18 protein-coding genes and 1 pseudogene are annotated in these 16,095 nt (G+C 74.0%); 7 read left to right on the top strand and 12 right to left on the bottom strand.

Annotated features, from left to right (window positions below):
• Positions 1-301: 301 nt before the first annotated feature.
• The 6 genes from V6U89_RS10610 to V6U89_RS10585 all read left to right on the top strand — a co-directional run bounded on the left by V6U89_RS10610 (position 302) and on the right by V6U89_RS10585 (position 3,856).
• Positions 302-973 (top strand): hypothetical protein, encoded by a 672-nt coding sequence (locus V6U89_RS10610; RefSeq protein WP_334570662.1) that lies wholly within the window; start codon positions 302-304, stop codon positions 971-973.
• Positions 974-979: 6 nt separating this feature from the next.
• Positions 980-1,549, top strand: coding sequence for a MauE/DoxX family redox-associated membrane protein (locus V6U89_RS10605; RefSeq protein ID WP_334570661.1), 570 nt, complete (start codon positions 980-982; stop codon positions 1,547-1,549).
• Entirely contained in the window at positions 1,546-2,085 is a 540-nt protein-coding gene (locus V6U89_RS10600) for a hypothetical protein (RefSeq protein WP_334570660.1), read from the top strand. Before V6U89_RS10605 ends, V6U89_RS10600 begins: the two co-directional genes overlap by 4 nt.
• Positions 2,082-3,095: a peptidoglycan-binding domain-containing protein gene (locus V6U89_RS10595; RefSeq protein ID WP_334570658.1), complete on the top strand. Its 1,014-nt coding sequence runs from the start codon at positions 2,082-2,084 to the stop codon at positions 3,093-3,095. Before V6U89_RS10600 ends, V6U89_RS10595 begins: the two co-directional genes overlap by 4 nt.
• Positions 3,092-3,271 carry a hypothetical protein gene (locus V6U89_RS10590; RefSeq protein WP_334570657.1) on the top strand — a complete coding sequence of 60 codons (180 nt, stop codon included), beginning with the start codon at positions 3,092-3,094 and terminating at the stop codon, positions 3,269-3,271. The genes V6U89_RS10595 and V6U89_RS10590 overlap by 4 nt, the downstream gene beginning before the upstream one ends.
• A 90-nt stretch (positions 3,272-3,361) precedes the next feature.
• Positions 3,362-3,856, top strand: a complete 495-nt coding sequence (locus V6U89_RS10585; RefSeq protein WP_334570656.1) for a hypothetical protein — start codon at positions 3,362-3,364, stop codon at positions 3,854-3,856.
• Between the two features lie 19 nt (positions 3,857-3,875).
• Here the strand turns inward: V6U89_RS10585 and V6U89_RS10580 are convergent, their stop codons facing one another.
• From V6U89_RS10580 to V6U89_RS10525, 12 genes and pseudogenes are all read right to left on the bottom strand, one after another.
• Positions 3,876-4,442 (bottom strand): hypothetical protein, encoded by a 567-nt coding sequence (locus V6U89_RS10580; protein ID WP_334570655.1) that lies wholly within the window; start codon positions 4,440-4,442, stop codon positions 3,876-3,878.
• Positions 4,443-4,549: 107 nt separating this feature from the next.
• Entirely contained in the window at positions 4,550-5,614 is a 1,065-nt protein-coding gene (locus V6U89_RS10575; RefSeq protein ID WP_334570654.1) for a hypothetical protein, read from the bottom strand.
• Positions 5,615-5,765: 151 nt separating this feature from the next.
• Entirely contained in the window at positions 5,766-6,392 is a 627-nt protein-coding gene (locus V6U89_RS10570) for a TetR/AcrR family transcriptional regulator (protein ID WP_334570652.1), read from the bottom strand.
• Between the two features lie 86 nt (positions 6,393-6,478).
• Positions 6,479-6,799 (bottom strand): DMT family transporter, encoded by a 321-nt coding sequence (locus tag V6U89_RS10565; protein WP_154936427.1) that lies wholly within the window; start codon positions 6,797-6,799, stop codon positions 6,479-6,481.
• Positions 6,800-6,882: 83 nt separating this feature from the next.
• A complete protein-coding gene (locus V6U89_RS10560) occupies positions 6,883-8,133 on the bottom strand; it encodes a beta-ketoacyl synthase N-terminal-like domain-containing protein (protein ID WP_334570720.1) in 1,251 nt (416 codons plus the stop codon).
• A 14-nt stretch (positions 8,134-8,147) separates the two neighbouring features.
• Positions 8,148-9,416 carry a beta-ketoacyl-[acyl-carrier-protein] synthase family protein gene (locus tag V6U89_RS10555; RefSeq protein WP_334570651.1) on the bottom strand — a complete coding sequence of 423 codons (1,269 nt, stop codon included), beginning with the start codon at positions 9,414-9,416 and terminating at the stop codon, positions 8,148-8,150.
• Positions 9,413-9,817, bottom strand: a complete 405-nt coding sequence (locus tag V6U89_RS10550) for a cupin domain-containing protein (RefSeq protein WP_154936425.1) — start codon at positions 9,815-9,817, stop codon at positions 9,413-9,415. The genes V6U89_RS10555 and V6U89_RS10550 overlap by 4 nt, the downstream gene beginning before the upstream one ends.
• On the bottom strand, positions 9,810-10,520 hold the full coding sequence (locus V6U89_RS10545; RefSeq protein WP_334570649.1) for an SRPBCC family protein: 711 nt from the start codon (positions 10,518-10,520) through the stop codon (positions 9,810-9,812). Before V6U89_RS10545 ends, V6U89_RS10550 begins: the two co-directional genes overlap by 8 nt.
• A gap of 297 nt (positions 10,521-10,817) precedes the next feature.
• Positions 10,818-12,164, bottom strand: a pseudogene (locus tag V6U89_RS10540) (acetyl-CoA carboxylase biotin carboxylase subunit); the annotation flags it as partial.
• A gap of 10 nt (positions 12,165-12,174) precedes the next feature.
• Positions 12,175-12,714, bottom strand: a complete 540-nt coding sequence (accB, locus tag V6U89_RS10535) for an acetyl-CoA carboxylase biotin carboxyl carrier protein (RefSeq protein ID WP_334570647.1) — start codon at positions 12,712-12,714, stop codon at positions 12,175-12,177.
• A complete protein-coding gene (locus tag V6U89_RS10530; protein WP_334570645.1) occupies positions 12,711-14,429 on the bottom strand; it encodes an acetyl-CoA carboxylase carboxyltransferase subunit alpha in 1,719 nt (572 codons plus the stop codon). Before V6U89_RS10530 ends, accB begins: the two co-directional genes overlap by 4 nt.
• Positions 14,426-14,767: a TcmI family type II polyketide cyclase gene (locus V6U89_RS10525; protein ID WP_334570644.1), complete on the bottom strand. Its 342-nt coding sequence runs from the start codon at positions 14,765-14,767 to the stop codon at positions 14,426-14,428. Before V6U89_RS10525 ends, V6U89_RS10530 begins: the two co-directional genes overlap by 4 nt.
• A gap of 406 nt (positions 14,768-15,173) precedes the next feature.
• On the opposite strand from V6U89_RS10525, the gene V6U89_RS10520 reads away from it, so the two are divergent.
• Positions 15,174-15,977, top strand: a complete 804-nt coding sequence (locus V6U89_RS10520) for an AfsR/SARP family transcriptional regulator (RefSeq protein WP_375155170.1) — start codon at positions 15,174-15,176, stop codon at positions 15,975-15,977.
• The last annotated feature ends 118 nt before the right edge of the window (positions 15,978-16,095 follow it).

Here is a 16,095-nt window from a genome sequence, read left to right as displayed (position 1 = left end):
ACCGGACGGTCGTCGCTACGGCACTGCACGATCTGGACAGTTGTCGCGCGAAGCGGACGTCTCGGTCCTCCACTGGAAGTATCAGTATTCCCTCGGGCTTTTCCCGCTCGTTCCGCACGGGAAATCGCGCGGAAATCGATGAGCGCATGAGTGATTTCCCGGGGGTGCGGTGACACGAGCAGGCACATTGGGCTTGTCAGAGATAGTTGTGGCGCGGATGATGTGAGGCCACCACGTGCCGCACCCACGGGGGGAGTTGGTGGGGATGGTTGCCGCGGAAGCATCTGTCGCACACCGCGCCATGGACGGCCGGCGGTTCCGGCTCAACGGCCCACTCGACTTCAGCGCGCCGTTCACCTCGGTGGTCGAGCTGACCATCGCCGGGCGGCGGCACGAGTTCACGGCGGGCTCGGTCGGCCTGGCCGACGACGTGGCCCAGGCGCTCGGCGTCGACGACTTCGACGAGAAGCTGACCTATCAGGGCGGCACCCTGTTGACGGCGCGCGCACGGTCGTACGACGCGCAGATCCGGCTGACCGAGGACCGGTTGGTGGCGGCGTGGCGAGGGCGCCGGTACTGCTTCGTCACCCAGTTGTACGGCGCCTCGACCGCGCAACTGCTCGCGGTGCTGCGGACGCTGCGGATCACGGAGCACGACGACGGCGTCATCGTGCGCCCCGACACCAGGGTCGGCAGCCGGTTCGCGGCGCCGGCAACCGTGATCAAGCAGGTGCCCGGGCTCGGCCTGCTGGACATGACGCCGCTCACCGCGGAGCGCACGCGACAGTTGCCGTCGTGGCGAGGGTTGCGGACCCGGGCGGGAGAACTCTTCCGGGACACGCTCTCGGACGGCAGGCCCTACTTCGTGCTCGCCGCCGCAGACACCTGGGTCACCGTGCTGCCACTGGCCGACACGGTGCTCGACCGGGTACCGGACCTGGTGGACCGGCTACGTGTCGCGTCGGCCGGGTAGGTCGTCGTGTCCGCTCTGGTGGCCGGCGTCGCGGCGTACACCGTGCTGCTCACCCTGCTCCTCGCCTGCGGTGAGCACCTCTCGAAGCCGGCGGCGCTGTCGACGGCGCTGGCCGCCCACCGGGTGGTTCCCGCGCCGGCCACCGTCGCGGCGGTGGTCATCGCGGCCGAGGGCCTGCTCGGCGTGGCCGGAGTCGTCGCCCTGCTCCGCGACGACGGCGGCCGGCTGCTGGGCGTGGTCCTGGCCGGCTGCGTCGCGCTGCTCGCCACGTACGCGGGATACGGCTGGTACGTCCGGTCGACCGGGCGGGCCGTCCCCTGCGGGTGCTCGCGGGTCGAGGTGCCGATGACCGGCTGGGTGGTGGCGCGCGCCTCCACGCTCGCCGGCCTGGCCCTGCTCGGATCACTGCTCTCCGACGCGGTCGTGCCGGTGGGACGAGCCGGCACCTCGCTCGCCATCGTCCTGCTCGCCGCGGCGACGTTCACCGCGCTCCTGGCGCACCTGCCCGCCGCCATGCACGACCCGACCCCGGACCGGCCGGCGGCCGGGGTGGCCCGAGGAGGCGTACCCGGATGAGTTTCCAGACGAGCGCGCTGATCCTGAGCTGGATCGCGATCCTGCTGCTGGCCCTCGTGGTCTCCGGCCTGGTACGTCAGGTGCACGCCCTGTCCACCGGCACCGTCGGCCGCCCCGGGTCCGTCGGCCTGCGGCCCGGCTCACCGGCGCCCCGGTTCCGCGACCTGGCGCCGCCGTCCCCGGCCACCCTGGTCCTGCTCTTTCTGGATCCCGGCTGCGCGACCTGTGACCAGCTGCTCGACGCGGCCGCCGAACACACCCGACGGACCGATGTCGTGCTTCGGGTCCTCTACCGCGACTCCGTCCCGTCGCGAGCGGCGGACCTGCCGATGACCGTCCTCGGCGAGCAGGCGGACCTGTTCGACCGGTACGACGCGATCGCCACCCCGTTCGCGGCCGTCATCGACCCGACCGGCCGGATCCGACGCTCCGAGCCCGTCGGCTCCGGGGTGGCGCTGCGCCACCTGCTCGACGAGGTCGACGACCGGTCCGGCGACGACACCGTCCACTCGATCCGACGGGGAGGCACCCGATGATCACCCTCGACGCGGTGCCCGCGCTGCGGGGAACGGACCCGGGTACCGGCACCGCGTCCCGGCGGCGGCCGCCGGCGAGCCGGACCAGGGGTGGCCTGACCATGTCCTGGGCGCTGTCCCGCCGCACGGTGCTGCAGGCCGGCACCGCGCTGGGCATGGCCGCGCTGAGCATCTTCCCGGCGGCCCGCCGCGCCTACGCCGACGGATACGACATCTACGGCAGCTGCCCGAGTTACGCCAGCGACCAGAACTGTTCCCCCGGCTGCGGCCCGAGCCCGATCTTCGCCGCCGCCTGCAACACCAGCGGGGCGAACACCGGCTTCCACAAGAACGACGGCACGACCTGGATCCTGCGCCCGAACCAGTGCTACGCCGGCACGTACGACGGCTGGCTGTGGCGCTACCAGGGCGCGTGCGGCGCGTGCGCCTGCTCGGTGGAGCGCCGCTGCCACGACGGGTACCGGCAGACCAGCTCGGGCTGGGTGCGGTCGATCTGCCGCTGGAACACCGACTGCGGGTGCCTCACCTCGGTCAGCTGGCCCACCACCCGGCGTGGCCAGGCGGGCCCGAACGTCTACACGGTGCAGCACCTGCTGACCGCCTGGCGCTACACCACCACTGTGGACGGCAGCTTCGGCAGCGGCACCGAGACCAGGGTGAAGCAGTTCCAGTCGGCCAGGGGAATCCCGGCGACCGGCGTCGTCGACGCCCAGACCTGGCCCGTCCTCGTGGCCACCGTGTCGGCCGGCGGAATCACGCTGAGCCGGGTGGTCGGCCCCCGGCCGCGGCTGCCCTACCTCACCGCCACCGTGCACCGTCCGTACGCCGGACACGTCGTGCGTGGCGTGCAGCGGCAACTCAACAAGCACGCGTACGGGCTGGCCGTCGACGGGGTCTTCGGTTCGGGGACGGACTCCGCGGTACGGGACTTCCAGCGGCAGAACGGGCTCGCCGTCAACGGCGTCGTGGGACAGAGCACCTGGCGTACGCTCACCGGCGGCGCCGTATGACGGGTCAGTCGCCACCCGTTCGACCCGTTCGGCGGCTGCGCCGCTGGGCCACCGACCCGCTCGTACCCGTGCTGCTGCTCACCGCCGGCGCGTTGCTCGCCGCCACCTCCGGGCACGTGCTCACCTGGGCGGTGGTCGGCGGGCTGGCCGGCTACACGCTCTCCGGCTCCGTTTGAACCCGCAACAGCGCGTACGCGCTAGCCTCGCCCGGGCGGCGAGATCGGCATCCGCAGGGGAAGCTCCTCACCCTGTTCCTCCTGGGGCTGTTGGCCGGTGGCCTGCTCAGCGGGGTGGTCCTCGGGATGCTCTCCGGGCTGTCGGCGCCGCTGCCGGCGTCCTGGCGGTACGCGGCCGTCGTGGCGGTGGCGCTGCTGGGAGTGCTCCGGGACGCCAAGGTGGTGAGTATTCCCCTGCCGCAGAATGCCCGTCAGGTGCCGCAGGACGTGCTGCGACCCAGCCCGCGGCGCGGAGCGCTGCGATTCGGCTTCGAACTCGGCACCGGCGTGCGGACGTACCTGTCGGCCACCGCCCCGTACGTGCTCGCGGTCGCGGTCCTTTTCGCCGGTCAGCGCCTGGAGTTCGCCGTACTCGCCGGTGTCGGTTTCGGGGCGGGGCGCGCCGCCACCCCGCTCATCCGCCGCGCCTCCGGGGCGGTCGAGGGCTGGGACGCCGACCTGTCCGGACGACTTCGCACCATCAGCGTCACCGGGTGCGCTGCGCTCGCCGCCGCCTTCGCCCTGCTCTTCCTGCGGCAGGTGTAGTGCCTGCGGCAACTCACCGTCACCGCTGAGCGTTGAGAAATCCGACGGCGGTGGCGGTCCACCAGCCGGCCTGGGAGGTCACCATGACCAGGCTCGCCGCCAGCAGGACCCTGCGCGGTGGGGCGTTTCCGTGCAGTTCCGCCAACCGCTCCTGCACCTGCCGGGCGCAGAGACCGTTGATCGCTACGGCCAGCACGGCGACCAGTTTGACCACGGTCCACGGTGCGGACGTGTCGGGGGCGAGCACCACACCGCTGGCCGTCAGGCCGCCCAGGCCGAGCCAGACCGGCGTGTGGACGCCGTACGCGACCTGCACGACGGTCGCCAGCTCCCGGCGCCCCAGCAGCCACAGCAGAGCGAACCAGTCCAGCGTCAGCACCGCGCCGAAGCCCAGCACCATCGCGGCGAGGTGGGCGAAGAGCGCGACCTGCCGGACGCCCGCACCGGCGCGCAGGTGCGGGGCGACGAGGAACATCGCCGTCCAGACGACCAACAGCGCCAGCGCCAGCAGGTAGCACGTGGTCCGGCGCCAGGGCCGGGAGCGGCGCGACCGGGTGACGGGGGCGCTCCCATCCAGAGCTGACATGGCACTCTCCGCAGGTCGGAACCGTCGGTTGGTGGATGACGCCGGAGGGGCGTGGGCGGGCCGTACACCGCGCCGGCCCGCCCACCCGAGGCCCGTCGATCGCGCCGTCAGTCCTTCGCGATCCAGCCGGTCATGATGCCCATGACGTTCTCGTGGGGATGGTCGGCGACGTAGTGGGCCGCGACCTCCAGGACATCACCCCGGCGGATGGTCGTGATCGGAGAGCCGGCGCAGGGTGGGGCGCTGGAGATCTCCGGGTTGCCGTGGGGGTCGATGAACTCCGGTGAGCCACCTGACACCACGGTGACCGCGCATATTCGTTGACCCGTGGTGACGTTGGTGGTCGTGATGGTCCTGCCGCCGTGGTGCAGGTGACCCTTCAGGTAGACGATCCGACCGTTCACCGTCGACGTCCATCGTGCGGTTCGGGTGGTACTCCCGGCGGGGACGTCGAAGGTGGGGTTGAGGCAGCTGACCACGTCCAACCACATCGGGGTGACCGGCGTCAGTTGCCGCGCGGCCTCGCCGGTGACGTAGGTGTACTCGAGGGAGATGTAGACGCTCTTCTCCTCGTGGGCGTGGTTCATCAGGTCGTACACCATGCTCCAGCGGTCGCCCCGGTCGATCCGCATGCCGTAGCCGGCCGGCAACGTCACCGGGGTCCGTTCGTTGCCCGTCGAGAACACGCGTTTCGGACCCAGTCCGCCGAGCCGGCACACCAGGTCCGGCTCGCCGAGCTGGCCGATGACCGCGTGGTGCAGCATCGGACCGGTGTTGACGTTCGCGTTGCGGCCGTCCTCGTACACCAGGTTCGGCTTGATCGCCGTCACCATGCACTGCTCGCACGGCTTGGCGATGTTGAGGTCCAGTCGGTTCCCGGTGGTCCCCATCTCGTCGTGGGTGTGGCCGGTGGCGGCGGGAAGAGTCCACGGACCGTACCGGATGGTCCTCGTCTCGGTCGCCTCGACCTGCTGCTCGCGACCGTCCCCGGCGCTCGCGGCAGGAATGTCGACGACCGCGGTACCGGCGACGGCGACCGCGAGGGCCACTGTCAATGTCAGCCTACGTACAGACACCATGTCCTCCTTGGGGGATCCCTCCGAACGGCTCCATATCGGACAAATATGGCTACTGACCGTTCGGTAACTGGCATCTGCCAGGATGGCCACCACAGCGATCGATGTCAATGGATGGCGAGGTGCCGACCCGGCGGAGGGAACCGCTGGGGAGTGCCCGGGACTCGACGGGACCGGGTGACGACGGGCGGGCCGACGGCACGAACCGGGTGCTCGGCTTCGCACCCGAGCCTGAAGTCCTGCCTGCCTACGCCCGATCCTCACCCACCGGCAGCCCGTGATGGCGGGCCAGCGCCAGCAGGGCGACGCGCAGCTGCGGTACGGGCAGCGGCGTCACCGGACCGTCGAACCAGCGCGCCATCGCGGTCCCGCCGACCACGCTCAGCATGAAACGGGCGAGTTCGTCGGCGACGGCCGGCCGGTCGGCGAGGCCGAAGACGTGGCCGAGCGAATCGGTGGCCCACTGCCGCAGGTCCAACCGGTACTGCCGCAGCTCCGCGATGGCCGCGGCCCCCATGCCCTCCTCAAGCATGCCGAGACCGAGCAGCAGCCGTAGGTCGTGGGGATGATGCTCGAACGCGACGCCGGCGCCGTCGAGGAACGCGGCGAGCCGCTCCCCCATCGTGTCGCCAACCGGCCGGGTCGCCGGCAGCGAGCCGACGAGGTGGTGGCGGGCACGGCGGAGCACCGCGAGGTAGATCCCGTCCTTGCTGCCGAAGTGCCAGTAGATCGAGCTGACCGGTGCCCCCGAGGCGGCGGAGATCTTCGAGATGGAGGTACCGGCGTAGCCGAGCCGCGCCATCAGTGCCGTGGCGGCGTCGAGGATCGCGTCGCGGGAGGGCACCTGGGCGCCCTGGAGGGCGGCGTCCTGCATGGCCTCGAGCCTAGTGCCGCGGCCGGTCACCGGCCCGCTCCGCCGGCGGGGCACGTGATCCGGATCGGCGATCGACGGCACCCTGCTCAGTGCGCGCCGCCGAGGTTGAGCACCACCACGCCGGCGATGACCAGGCCGACGCCGACCACCTTGGTCACGCTCAGCGGCTCGCCGAGGAAGACCGCGCCGATGGCCACGATCGCCGCGGTGCCGAGGCCGGACCACACGGCGTACGCCACCCCGACCGGGATGTCCCGCACCGCCAGGGCGAGCAGCAGGAACGCCGCCAGGTACGACCCGGCGAGGCCGAGCGTCGGCCAGAGCCGGGTGAATCCGTCGGTGGCCTTGAGCAGGCTGGTGCCGAACACCTCGGCGGAGATCGCGAGCAGCAGGAACAGGTACGCCATGCCCGCGATCCTCCGCCATGCCCGTGGGCGGCGGGCCACCTCGGGGTTCGTTGGGCAGCGGCGTCGGCGCGCCCCGGGGTCCGCTACTCCTGCGACGCTCTCGGCGCCGGTGGCGCCCCGCGCAGCACCAGCGCGCTGTTGAACCCGTCGAAGCCGCGCGCGCCCACCAGGGCCACCCGGTGGCGCGGCTGCCGTGGCGTACGCAGGAAGTCCAGCTCGCAGCCGGGCGCCGGCTCCCGGGGCCCGGCCGACGCGGGCAGCTCGTCGTGCCGGAAGGCGAGCAGCGCGGTGGCCACGTCCAGCGCCGAGCCGCCCTGGTGGGCCCGGCCGGTCAGCGCCTTCTGGGTGGTCACCGGCGGCGGCCGGTCACCGAAGACGGTGCGCAGCGCCTCGGCCTCGCCGCGGTCGTAGCGGGGCACCCCCAGCGCGTCGGGCAGCACCACGTCCACCTCGTCGGCGGTGGCGCCGGCCCGGTCCAGGGCCAGCCGCATCGCCCGGGCGTACTGGTCCGGGTCGCCGGCGGTGTCCGGGCCGGTGTGCGCGGCGTCGTGGGTGGCCGCCCACCCGCTGACCTCGCCGTAGATCCGGGCGCCCCGGGCCAGCGCGTGGCCCAGTTCCTCCACCACGAAGACCGCCCCGCCCTCGGCGGGCACGTACCCGCCGGCCGAGCGGTCGAACGGCCGGTACGCCGCCTCCGGGTCGGCGCCGTCGCTGAGCAGCCCGGAGCGGAGCTGGCAGGCCAGCGCGTACGGGCTCAGCGGGCACTCGGTCGCCCCGGCGATCACCACCGGGGTGCCCCGGCGCACCGTGCGCACCGCGTGGGCCAGGCTGTCCAGGCCGCCGGCGGTCTCGGCGACCAGCACTCCGCACGGGCCCTTGAACTGGTGGTGGATGGAGAGCTGCCCGACGCTGGCGGCGTAGAACCAGGCGATCGACTGGTACGCCCCGACGGTGCGGGTCGGCCCGCCCCAGAGCCGTTGCAGCTCCCGCTGCCCGAACAGGTTGCCCCCGGACGAGCTCGCCAGGGTGACCGCCCACCCGTACGGATCGGGGGCCCGCTCGGGCAGCCCGGCGTCGGCCAGCGCCAGCCGGGTGGCGGCGAAGCCGAGGTGGGTCCACCGGTCGGTCTGCACCAGCTGCCGGTTCTCGACGTACGCCGCCGCGTCGAAGTCGGCCACCTCGCCGGCGACCCGGGTCGGGTAGCTCGCCGGGTCGAACAGGGTGATCGGGCCGGTGCGCCGGATGCCGTCGCGCACCGTGCGCCAGTGCGCGTCGACGCCGATTCCGCTGGGCGCCACCACCCCGATGCCGGTGACCACCGCCCGGGCGCTCACCCCGCCCGGGCCGGTCACGCCGCCACCGCCAGCCGGCGGAACAGCATCGCGGACTGGAAGCCGCCGAAGCCGCTACCCACCGAGAGCGCCACGTCCACCGGCGTCTCCCGGGCCACGTTGGGCACGTAGTCCAGGTCGCACTCGGGGTCCCGGGTGGCCCAGTTGGCGGTGGGCGGCACCACGCCGTACTCGATCGCCAGGGCGCAGGCGGCCATCTCGATCGAGCCGATCGCGCCGAGCGAGTGCCCGACCATGCTCTTGATCGAGCTGACCGGCACCCGATAGGCCGCCTCGCCGAGTGCCCGCTTGAACGCCGCCGTCTCGTGCCGGTCGTTCTGCCGGGTGCCGGAACCGTGCGCGCTGATGTAGGAGACGTCCGACGGGGACAGCCGCGCCTGCCGCAGCGTGTCGCTGATGGCCAGCGCCATCTCGACCCCGTCGGGCCGCAGCCCGGTCATGTGGAAGCCGTTGCTGCGGCTGGCGTACCCGGCCAGTTCGCAGTAGACGTGCGCGCCGCGCCGGCGGGCGTGTTCCCACTCCTCCAGCACCAGCACCGCGGCGCCCTCGGCGAGGACGAAGCCGTGCCGGTCGGCGTCGAACGGCCGGGAGGCGTGCGCCGGGTCGTCGTTGTCCGGGCTGGTCGCCTTGATCGCGTCGAACGAGGCGACGGTGACCGGGGAGATGGGCGAGTCGGCGGCCCCGGCGAGCACCACGTCGGCCTCGCCGTCGACGATCAGCTGGTGGGCGTACCCGATGGCGTCGATGCCGGAGGTGCAGCCGGTGGAGATCACCTGGGCGGGGCCGTGCAGCCCGTGCCGGCAGGCCACGTCGGCGGCCAGGCTGCTCGGCACCAGGGCCTGGTAGAGGTACGGCCCGCCGAGGGCGTGGTCGACCAGCCAGTGCCGGCCCGAGTCGCTGACCCGGACGTACTCCTGTTCCAGGGCCATGGTGCCGCCGACGGCGGTGCCGAGCACCACCCCGGCCACCTCCCGGTCGGCGTCGGTGAGGTCCAGGCCGCTGTCGGCCAGCGCCTCGGCCGAGCAGGCCAGGGCGAACTGCACGTACCGGTCGGCGCGCTGCCGCTCGGCGAGGGTGAGCCCGGCGGCGTCGGCGTCGAAGTCGCACTCGGCGGCGATCTGGGAGCGGAACGGCGACGGGTCGAAGAAGCTGATCCGCCTCGTCGCCGTCCGCCCCTCGGTGACGGTCTTCCAGAACCTGTCCCGGGTGGCGCCGCCCGGCGCGACCACCCCGACGCCGGTGACGACCGTGCGGCGCCCGGTCACGACGCGCCCCGCTGCTCGACCAGTTCGGTGTCGACGTGGCCGAGTTCCGGGCGGGGCGCGAGGGGGCCGAGGTGGAAGACCACCTCGGCGGGCTCGTCGCCGGTGTTGCGCAGCCGGTGCCGGACGTTGCGGGGCACGAACAACGCCTCGCCGGCCGCCAGCTCCACCGGCTCGTCGTCCAGGTCGACGGTGATCGCACCCCGCGCGACGTACAGGAACTCCTCGCTGTAGGGGTGGTAGTGCTCGGCGATCCGCTCACCGGACGCGAGCGCCGCCACCCCCATGAAACCCGACGTGCTGCCGACGGTCTTCGGGCCGAGCAGCACCCGCAGCTCCCCGCCGCGCCGCCGGTCGGCGGTCACGTCGCGGGCGGCGACCAGTCCGGTGGTGATCTCACTCATCGTCGCCTCCCGCGTACGCCCGCTCGACGCGCTCCTTGATGACGGCCAGCTGCACCCGGCTGTTGGCGTTGATCCGGGCGGTCATGCCGGCGTTGTCCACCGGCGCGGTCGGCTTCATCGCGAAGTCCTGCACCCAGGTCATCCGGACGCCCTCGGGTTCCTCGGTGTAGCGCCAGTGGATCCGCATGTACTCGAACGGCCCGGTCTCCACCCGGTGCGCCCGCACCTGGCGGCCGGCCGGGTCGGCGGTGCGTTCGCTGACCCAGCTCCAGGCGATCCCGTTCTCGTCGGGGTGCATGGTGAGCCGGAAGCGGACGGTGTCGCCCTCCTGGTGCAGGATCTCCACCGCGGCGTACTCGGTGAACAGGTCGGTCCAGCGCGCCACGTCGTTGGTGATCTCCCAGACCAGCGGCAGCGGCGCGGCGATGACGATGCTGTTCTCGGTGTGGCCGGGTGGCTGGGCACGGCGGGCGACCAGGTCGGCGACGGCGGGGATGCTGAGCTGCCCGGCCTGCTCGGGGATCTGCACCCGCCACCGGTCGGCCACCACGGCGGAGAGTTCCAGCAGGGCCAGCGAGTCCATGCCCAGCTCCTCCAGCGAGGCGGCGGGGGCGCGGGCGGCCGCGTCGGCGTCCAGGCCGCAGTGCGCCACCAGGATGTCGGTGATCTCGGTGGTGAGCGGCTGGCCGTGGGTGACGGTCATCGGGGTCCTCCTCGGAAGCGGTCAGCACTGGTCGGTGGCCGGCGCCGCGGTGGCGGCGACCGGACGGGCGGTGGGACGGGGTCCGGGTACGGTCCCGCCGGGTCGTGCCGGGAGCGCCGCCCCGACGACGGCGGGACGCGCGGCGGGGAGCGCCGGGGGTGGTGGCGCGGCCGGTGCCGCCGGCGCGCCGGCCGCGGACCGCGGCGCGCCGGCTCCGGCCGACGATGCCGCCGGCGGGCCCGCCTCGGGTGCGACGGCGACCGTGGGCGGCGGCGGGGTGACCCCGGTCGGCTGCCGTTCGGCGAGCAGGCGGTCGACCAGGGAGGTGGTGTAGCGGCCCTTGCGGAAGGCGGGGTCGTCGAGCACCCGCCGGACGAACGGGATGGTGGTGCGCACCCCCGGCCCGGCGATGTCGAACTCCTCCAGGGCGCGTTCCAGCCGGTTCAACGCCAGCTCCCGGTCCGGCGCCCAGACCGCCACCTTCGCCAGCAGCGAGTCGTAGTACGGCCCGACCAGGTAGCCGGGATGCCCGTGGGTGTCGACCCGGGTGAACGGGCCGCCGGGCGGCAGGAAGCGCTCCAGCCGGCCCGGGGTCGGCGCGAAGTCACGGTCGGGGTCCTCGACGTTGACCCGGCACTCCACCGCCACCCCGTGCGGCCGGACGTCCTCCTGCCGCAGCCGCAACGGCAGCCCGGCGGCGATGTGCAGCTGCTCGTGGACCAGGTCGATCCCGGTGATCATCTCGGTGACCGGGTGTTCGACCTGGATCCGGCAGTTGATCTCCAGGAAGTGGAACGCCTCCTCGGCGTCCACCAGGAACTCCATCGTGCCGGCGCCGGTGAAGCCGACCTCGAGCGCGCCGCGCAGGGCGGTCTCCGCGATCGTCTCCAGCGTCCGGGCGGACAGCGCCGGCGCGGGGGCCTCCTCCACCAGCTTCTGGTGCCGCCGCTGCACCGAGCAGTCCCGGGTGCCCAGGTGCACGCCGTTGCCGTGCCCGTCGCAGAGCAGTTGCACCTCGACGTGCCGGGCCTCGGTCAGGTAGCGCTCGACGTACACCCGGTCGTCGCCGAAGGCCGCCTGGGCCGCCGCGCGGGTCCGCGCGTACGCCCGGGGCAGCTCGGCCGGGCACCGGACCACGGTCATCCCCCGGCCGCCGCCGCCGGCCGCCGCCTTCACGATCACCGGGTAGCCCACCTCGGCGGCGACCTCGGCGGCCCGTTCGGCGGTCGGCACCGGGCTGACGCTGCCCGGTGGCAACGGCAGCCCCGCCCGGCTCATCAGCGCCCGGGCCGAGGACTTGTCCCCGAGCGCGGCCATCACCTGCGGCGGCGGGCCGATGAAGACCAGCCCGTTGTCGGCGCAGATCTCGGCGAAGTCGGCGTCCTCGGAGAGGAACCCGTAGCCGGGGTGCACGGCCTGCGCCCCGACCAGGCGGGCGGCCTCCACGATGGCGGCGGCGTTGAGGTAGCTGCGCCGGCTCGACGCCGGTCCGATCAGGACCGCCTCGTCGGCCAGCCGGACCGGGGCCGAGTCGGCGTCCGCGGTGGAGTAGACCACCGCCGTCCGCACGCCCAGTTCCCGGCACGCGCGCAGCACCCGCAGCGCGATCTCACCCCGGTTGGCGATGAGCACCTTCTCGAACATCCCCACCACCTCAGGCCGGATCCAGCGCGACCAGCGGCTGGTCGTACTCCACCGGTCGACCGTCGTCGACCAGGACCTCGGTCACCCGCCCGGCCCGCTCGGCGGTGACCTCGTTCATCAGCTTCATCGCCTCGACGATCCCGACCACCTGTCCGGGCCGGACCACGTCACCGACGGTGACGAAGGGCGCGGCACCCGGCTCGGGCGCGCGGTAGAAGGTGCCGACCATCGGCGAGCGCACCTCGATCCGGCCGGCCGACGGGGCGGGCCGCGGGGCCGGCGGCGGGGCGACGGGGACCACCGCCGGGGCGTCGGAGGCCCGGCCGGTCTCCGTCGCGGCGACTCCCTGACCGGCGGCGGCGTCGTGCCACTCCACCTCCAGCACCGTGTCACCGCTGCGCAGCCGCACCCGGCGTACCGGGCCGGCGACCTCGGCGACGAGCTGCCGGGCGTGCCGGCGCAGGCCGGCCAGCACGGCGTCCACCTCGTGCGCCGCCTCCGCGCCGTCGGCGGCCGACGGCGCGCCGGCCGGGACCGTCCCGGCGCTCACCGGGCACCCGCCCGGGCGCCGGCGCGGGCCGCGCCGAAGCGCCGGAAGCGCTGGCGACGGCGGCGCACCAGGGTGGCGGGCGGCACGTCGAGCAGCGGCAGCAGGTGCGTCAGCACCGCCTCCCGCAGCGCGCGGGCGGCCGCCTCCGGATCGTGGTGCGCCGCCGGGACCGGCTCGGGGACGAGGTCGTCGACGACGCCGAGCCGGCACAGGTCGGGGGCGGTGAGCCGCAGCGCGCGGGCGGCCTGCGGAGCGGCCCCCCGGTCCGGCCAGAGGATGGCCGCACAGCCCTCCGGGCTGATCACCGAGTAGACGGCGTGCTGCAGCATCAGCACCCGGTCGGCGACGGCCAGCGCGAGGGCCCCGCCGCTGCCGCCCTCACCGGTGATCACCGCGACCACCGGGGTGGGCAGCATGCTGAGGGAGAGGATGTTCTCCGCGATCGCCGCCGCCTGCCCCTGCTCCTCCGCGCCCACGCCCGGATCGGCCCCCGGGGTGTCCACCAGGGTGACCACCGGCAGGCCGAGGCGGGCGGCGAGCCGCATCAGCCGCAGCGCCTTGCGGTGCCCGGCCGGGCTGGCCATGCCGAAGTTGCGGGCCACCAGCTCACCGGTGGTGTGGCCCTTCTGGTGGCCGATCACCATCAGGTGCCGGCCGTCGAGGCGGGCCAGGCCGCCGACCACCGCCGGGCAGTCCCCGCCCAGCCGGTCGCCGTGCAGCTCGACGAACCCCTCGAACGCGGTGTCCAGGTAGTCCAGTGTGGTCGGTCGGCCGGGATGCCGGGCCAGCCGTACCGTCTCCCAGGCGTCCGCCGGCGCCGCGTCGACCACGGGCGGAGCCGCGACGACGGCCGGGCGCGCGGCGGGGGCGGGCTCCTGCCGGGGTACGGCGGGACGCGACGCCGCACGGCGGCCGGCCCGGGCGGCGGCGAGCAGCGCCACCAGCCGAGCGCGCAGGGCGTGCCGGGGCACCACCATGTCCACCTGGCCGTGCCGCAGCAGGAAGGCCGCGGTCTGGAAGCCCTCCGGGAGCTCCCGGCCGGTGACCTGGCGGATGACCCGGGGGCCGGCGAAGCCCATCCGGGCGCCGCTCTCGGCCAGCACCACGTCGGTGTTGGTGGCGAACGACGCCGCCACTCCCCCGTACGTCGGATCGGTGAGCACGCTGACGGTGAGCAGCCCGGCCTCGCGCAGCGCGGCGATCGCCTGGCTGACCGTGGCCATCTGCATCAGCGACAGCGCGCCCTCCTGCATCCGCGCCCCGCCGGAGGCGGTCACCAGGACCAGTGGGACCCCGTCCTCCAGCGCCCGCTCCGCCGCCCGCGTGATCAGCTCACCGACGGCGGCGCCGAGGCTGCCGCCGAGGAACCGGAAGTCCATCACGGCCAGCGCGCACGGGTGCCGGCCGATGGTCGCGGTGCCGCAGACCACCGCCTCGGCCAGTCCGGTGCCGGCCCGGGCCACGCTGAGCCGGTGGGGGTACGACAGCACGTCGACGAAGTCGATCGGGTCCACCTCCGCCGCCCGGTCCGGCAGCGGGGTGAACGACTCCGGGTCCACCAGCTGGCGCAGCCGTTCGGGGGCGGCGAGCCGGGCGTGCTCCCCGCACTCCGGACAGACGTCCAGGTTGCGGCGCAGCCGCTTGCGGTACAGCAGCGAGGCACAGCCGGCGCAGCGGGACCACAGCTCCCCCTCCCGGGGGGCGGTGGCGGTCACGGCAGCCGCCCGACGGGGGCGCCGGCGTCGAAGCGGTAGAAGCAGTGGGCCATCGCGTCGCGAGGCTCCCGCCAGGTCGGCAGGTACGGCGAGATGTACGGGCGCAGCCGCGCGCTGACCCGCTCGAACTCCGGATGCCCCCGGGCCGCCTCGACCGCGCCCGGCGCCGGTGACTCCGTCTCCAACAGGTGCACGTACAGGTCGTGCAGCCGGTAGAGCGAACGGTGCCGGACACCGACCAGGCGCGGCAGCTCCGTCGCGTCGGACTCGGCGAAGATCTCGGCGACCCGCGCCTCGGCGCTGGGTACCACCTTCGCGACGATCAGCGAACGGTCCATGGATGGGCCTCCCCCCACGGCCGCCGGCGCGGTGTGGACCGCGCCGCGAGCCGGACGACTGCCGACACGATGCGCGCGCCGGCGTCACCCCGGCGTCACCGACCGGCACCGACCGGCGCTGCCGCATCGTGACGGTGCGTTGACGCAAGCTGTGTAACCGCTGTGCGACGCGAGACCCGCAGCCACGGCGTGCGCACAGTTCAGAAGGTGTTTCACGGTAGAGCGTGGCGAGCGCCGGACAGAACCTCGACATTGACCGAGAGTGACCACAATTGATAATCTTCGTCACGGTCAGCCCGGTGGCCGTGGCGACACCGCCACGGCGCAGCGACCCGACAGTGCGGTCACGGGTGCCGCACCGGGACACACGAGGAGTCGGGACGCGGGTTCCGCAGGGGGTGCCGCCGTGGCCGCTGATTCGTCCATGCCGACGACCGGGCGCCCACCCGGCACGGACATCTCGCTGCACCTGCTCGGCGGCTTCCGGCTGCTGCACGGCGACACCCCGATCGTGGTCCCCCGCGGGCTGCAACGGGTCATCGCGCTGATCGCGCTGCGCCCCGGCGCCACCCGCAGCCACCTCGCGGGCCTGCTCTGGCCGGACGCGCCGGAGGACCGGGCGTTGTCCTCCCTGCGCACCGCCCTCTGGCGGCTGCGCCAGGACCCGTGCTGCCCCTTCACCACCGCCGGCGACACGGTACGACTGGACCCGGTCGTCCGGGTCGACGTCGACGCGCTGGTCGGCACGGCCGCCCGGGTCCGCCACGGCGAGGACCCGTCCGCCGCGCTCGCCGCCGGCCGGCACGACCTGCTCCCCGGCTGGTACGACGACTGGGTCCTCGCCGACCGCGAGCGGCTGCGCCAGTTGCGCCTGCACATGCTGGAGGACCTGGCCGGCCACCACCTGGCGGCCGGCCGGCACGGGGAGGCGCTGCAGGCCGCGCTGGAGGCGATGGCCGCCGAACCGCTGCGGGAGACGCCGCACCGGCTGGTGGTGCGCATCCACCTCGCCGAGGGCAACGCCTTCGAGGCGGTGCACGCCTTCTACGTCTACCGCGACCTGCTGCTGCGGGAGCTGCGGCTGGAACCGTCCGCGGCGATGACCGCGCTGCTCGACGAAACCCTCGCGCCGATCCGCGACGCCACCCGGGAGCGACCCGACCCCCCCGGGCGACCGCCGGCCGCCCGGGTCGCGCCCCAGGGCGGCTGACCGCCGTCACCACCGGCGCGGCACGCGTGACGGTCAGGTGACAGCCGTCCCGGCAGGGTGGGCCGCACACCAGTCCGTGGGCTCCGACCTCGACGGAGCGCCACCGGCGAGAGGGGTC

Origin of the sequence: Micromonospora sp. CPCC 206171 (assembly GCF_036906755.1) — a bacterium.
Taxonomy (GTDB): Bacteria; Actinomycetota; Actinomycetes; order Mycobacteriales; family Micromonosporaceae; genus Micromonospora; species Micromonospora purpureochromogenes.
Note: the sequence above shows the minus strand (reverse complement) of the source record. Positions and strands in the feature narration are given on the sequence as shown.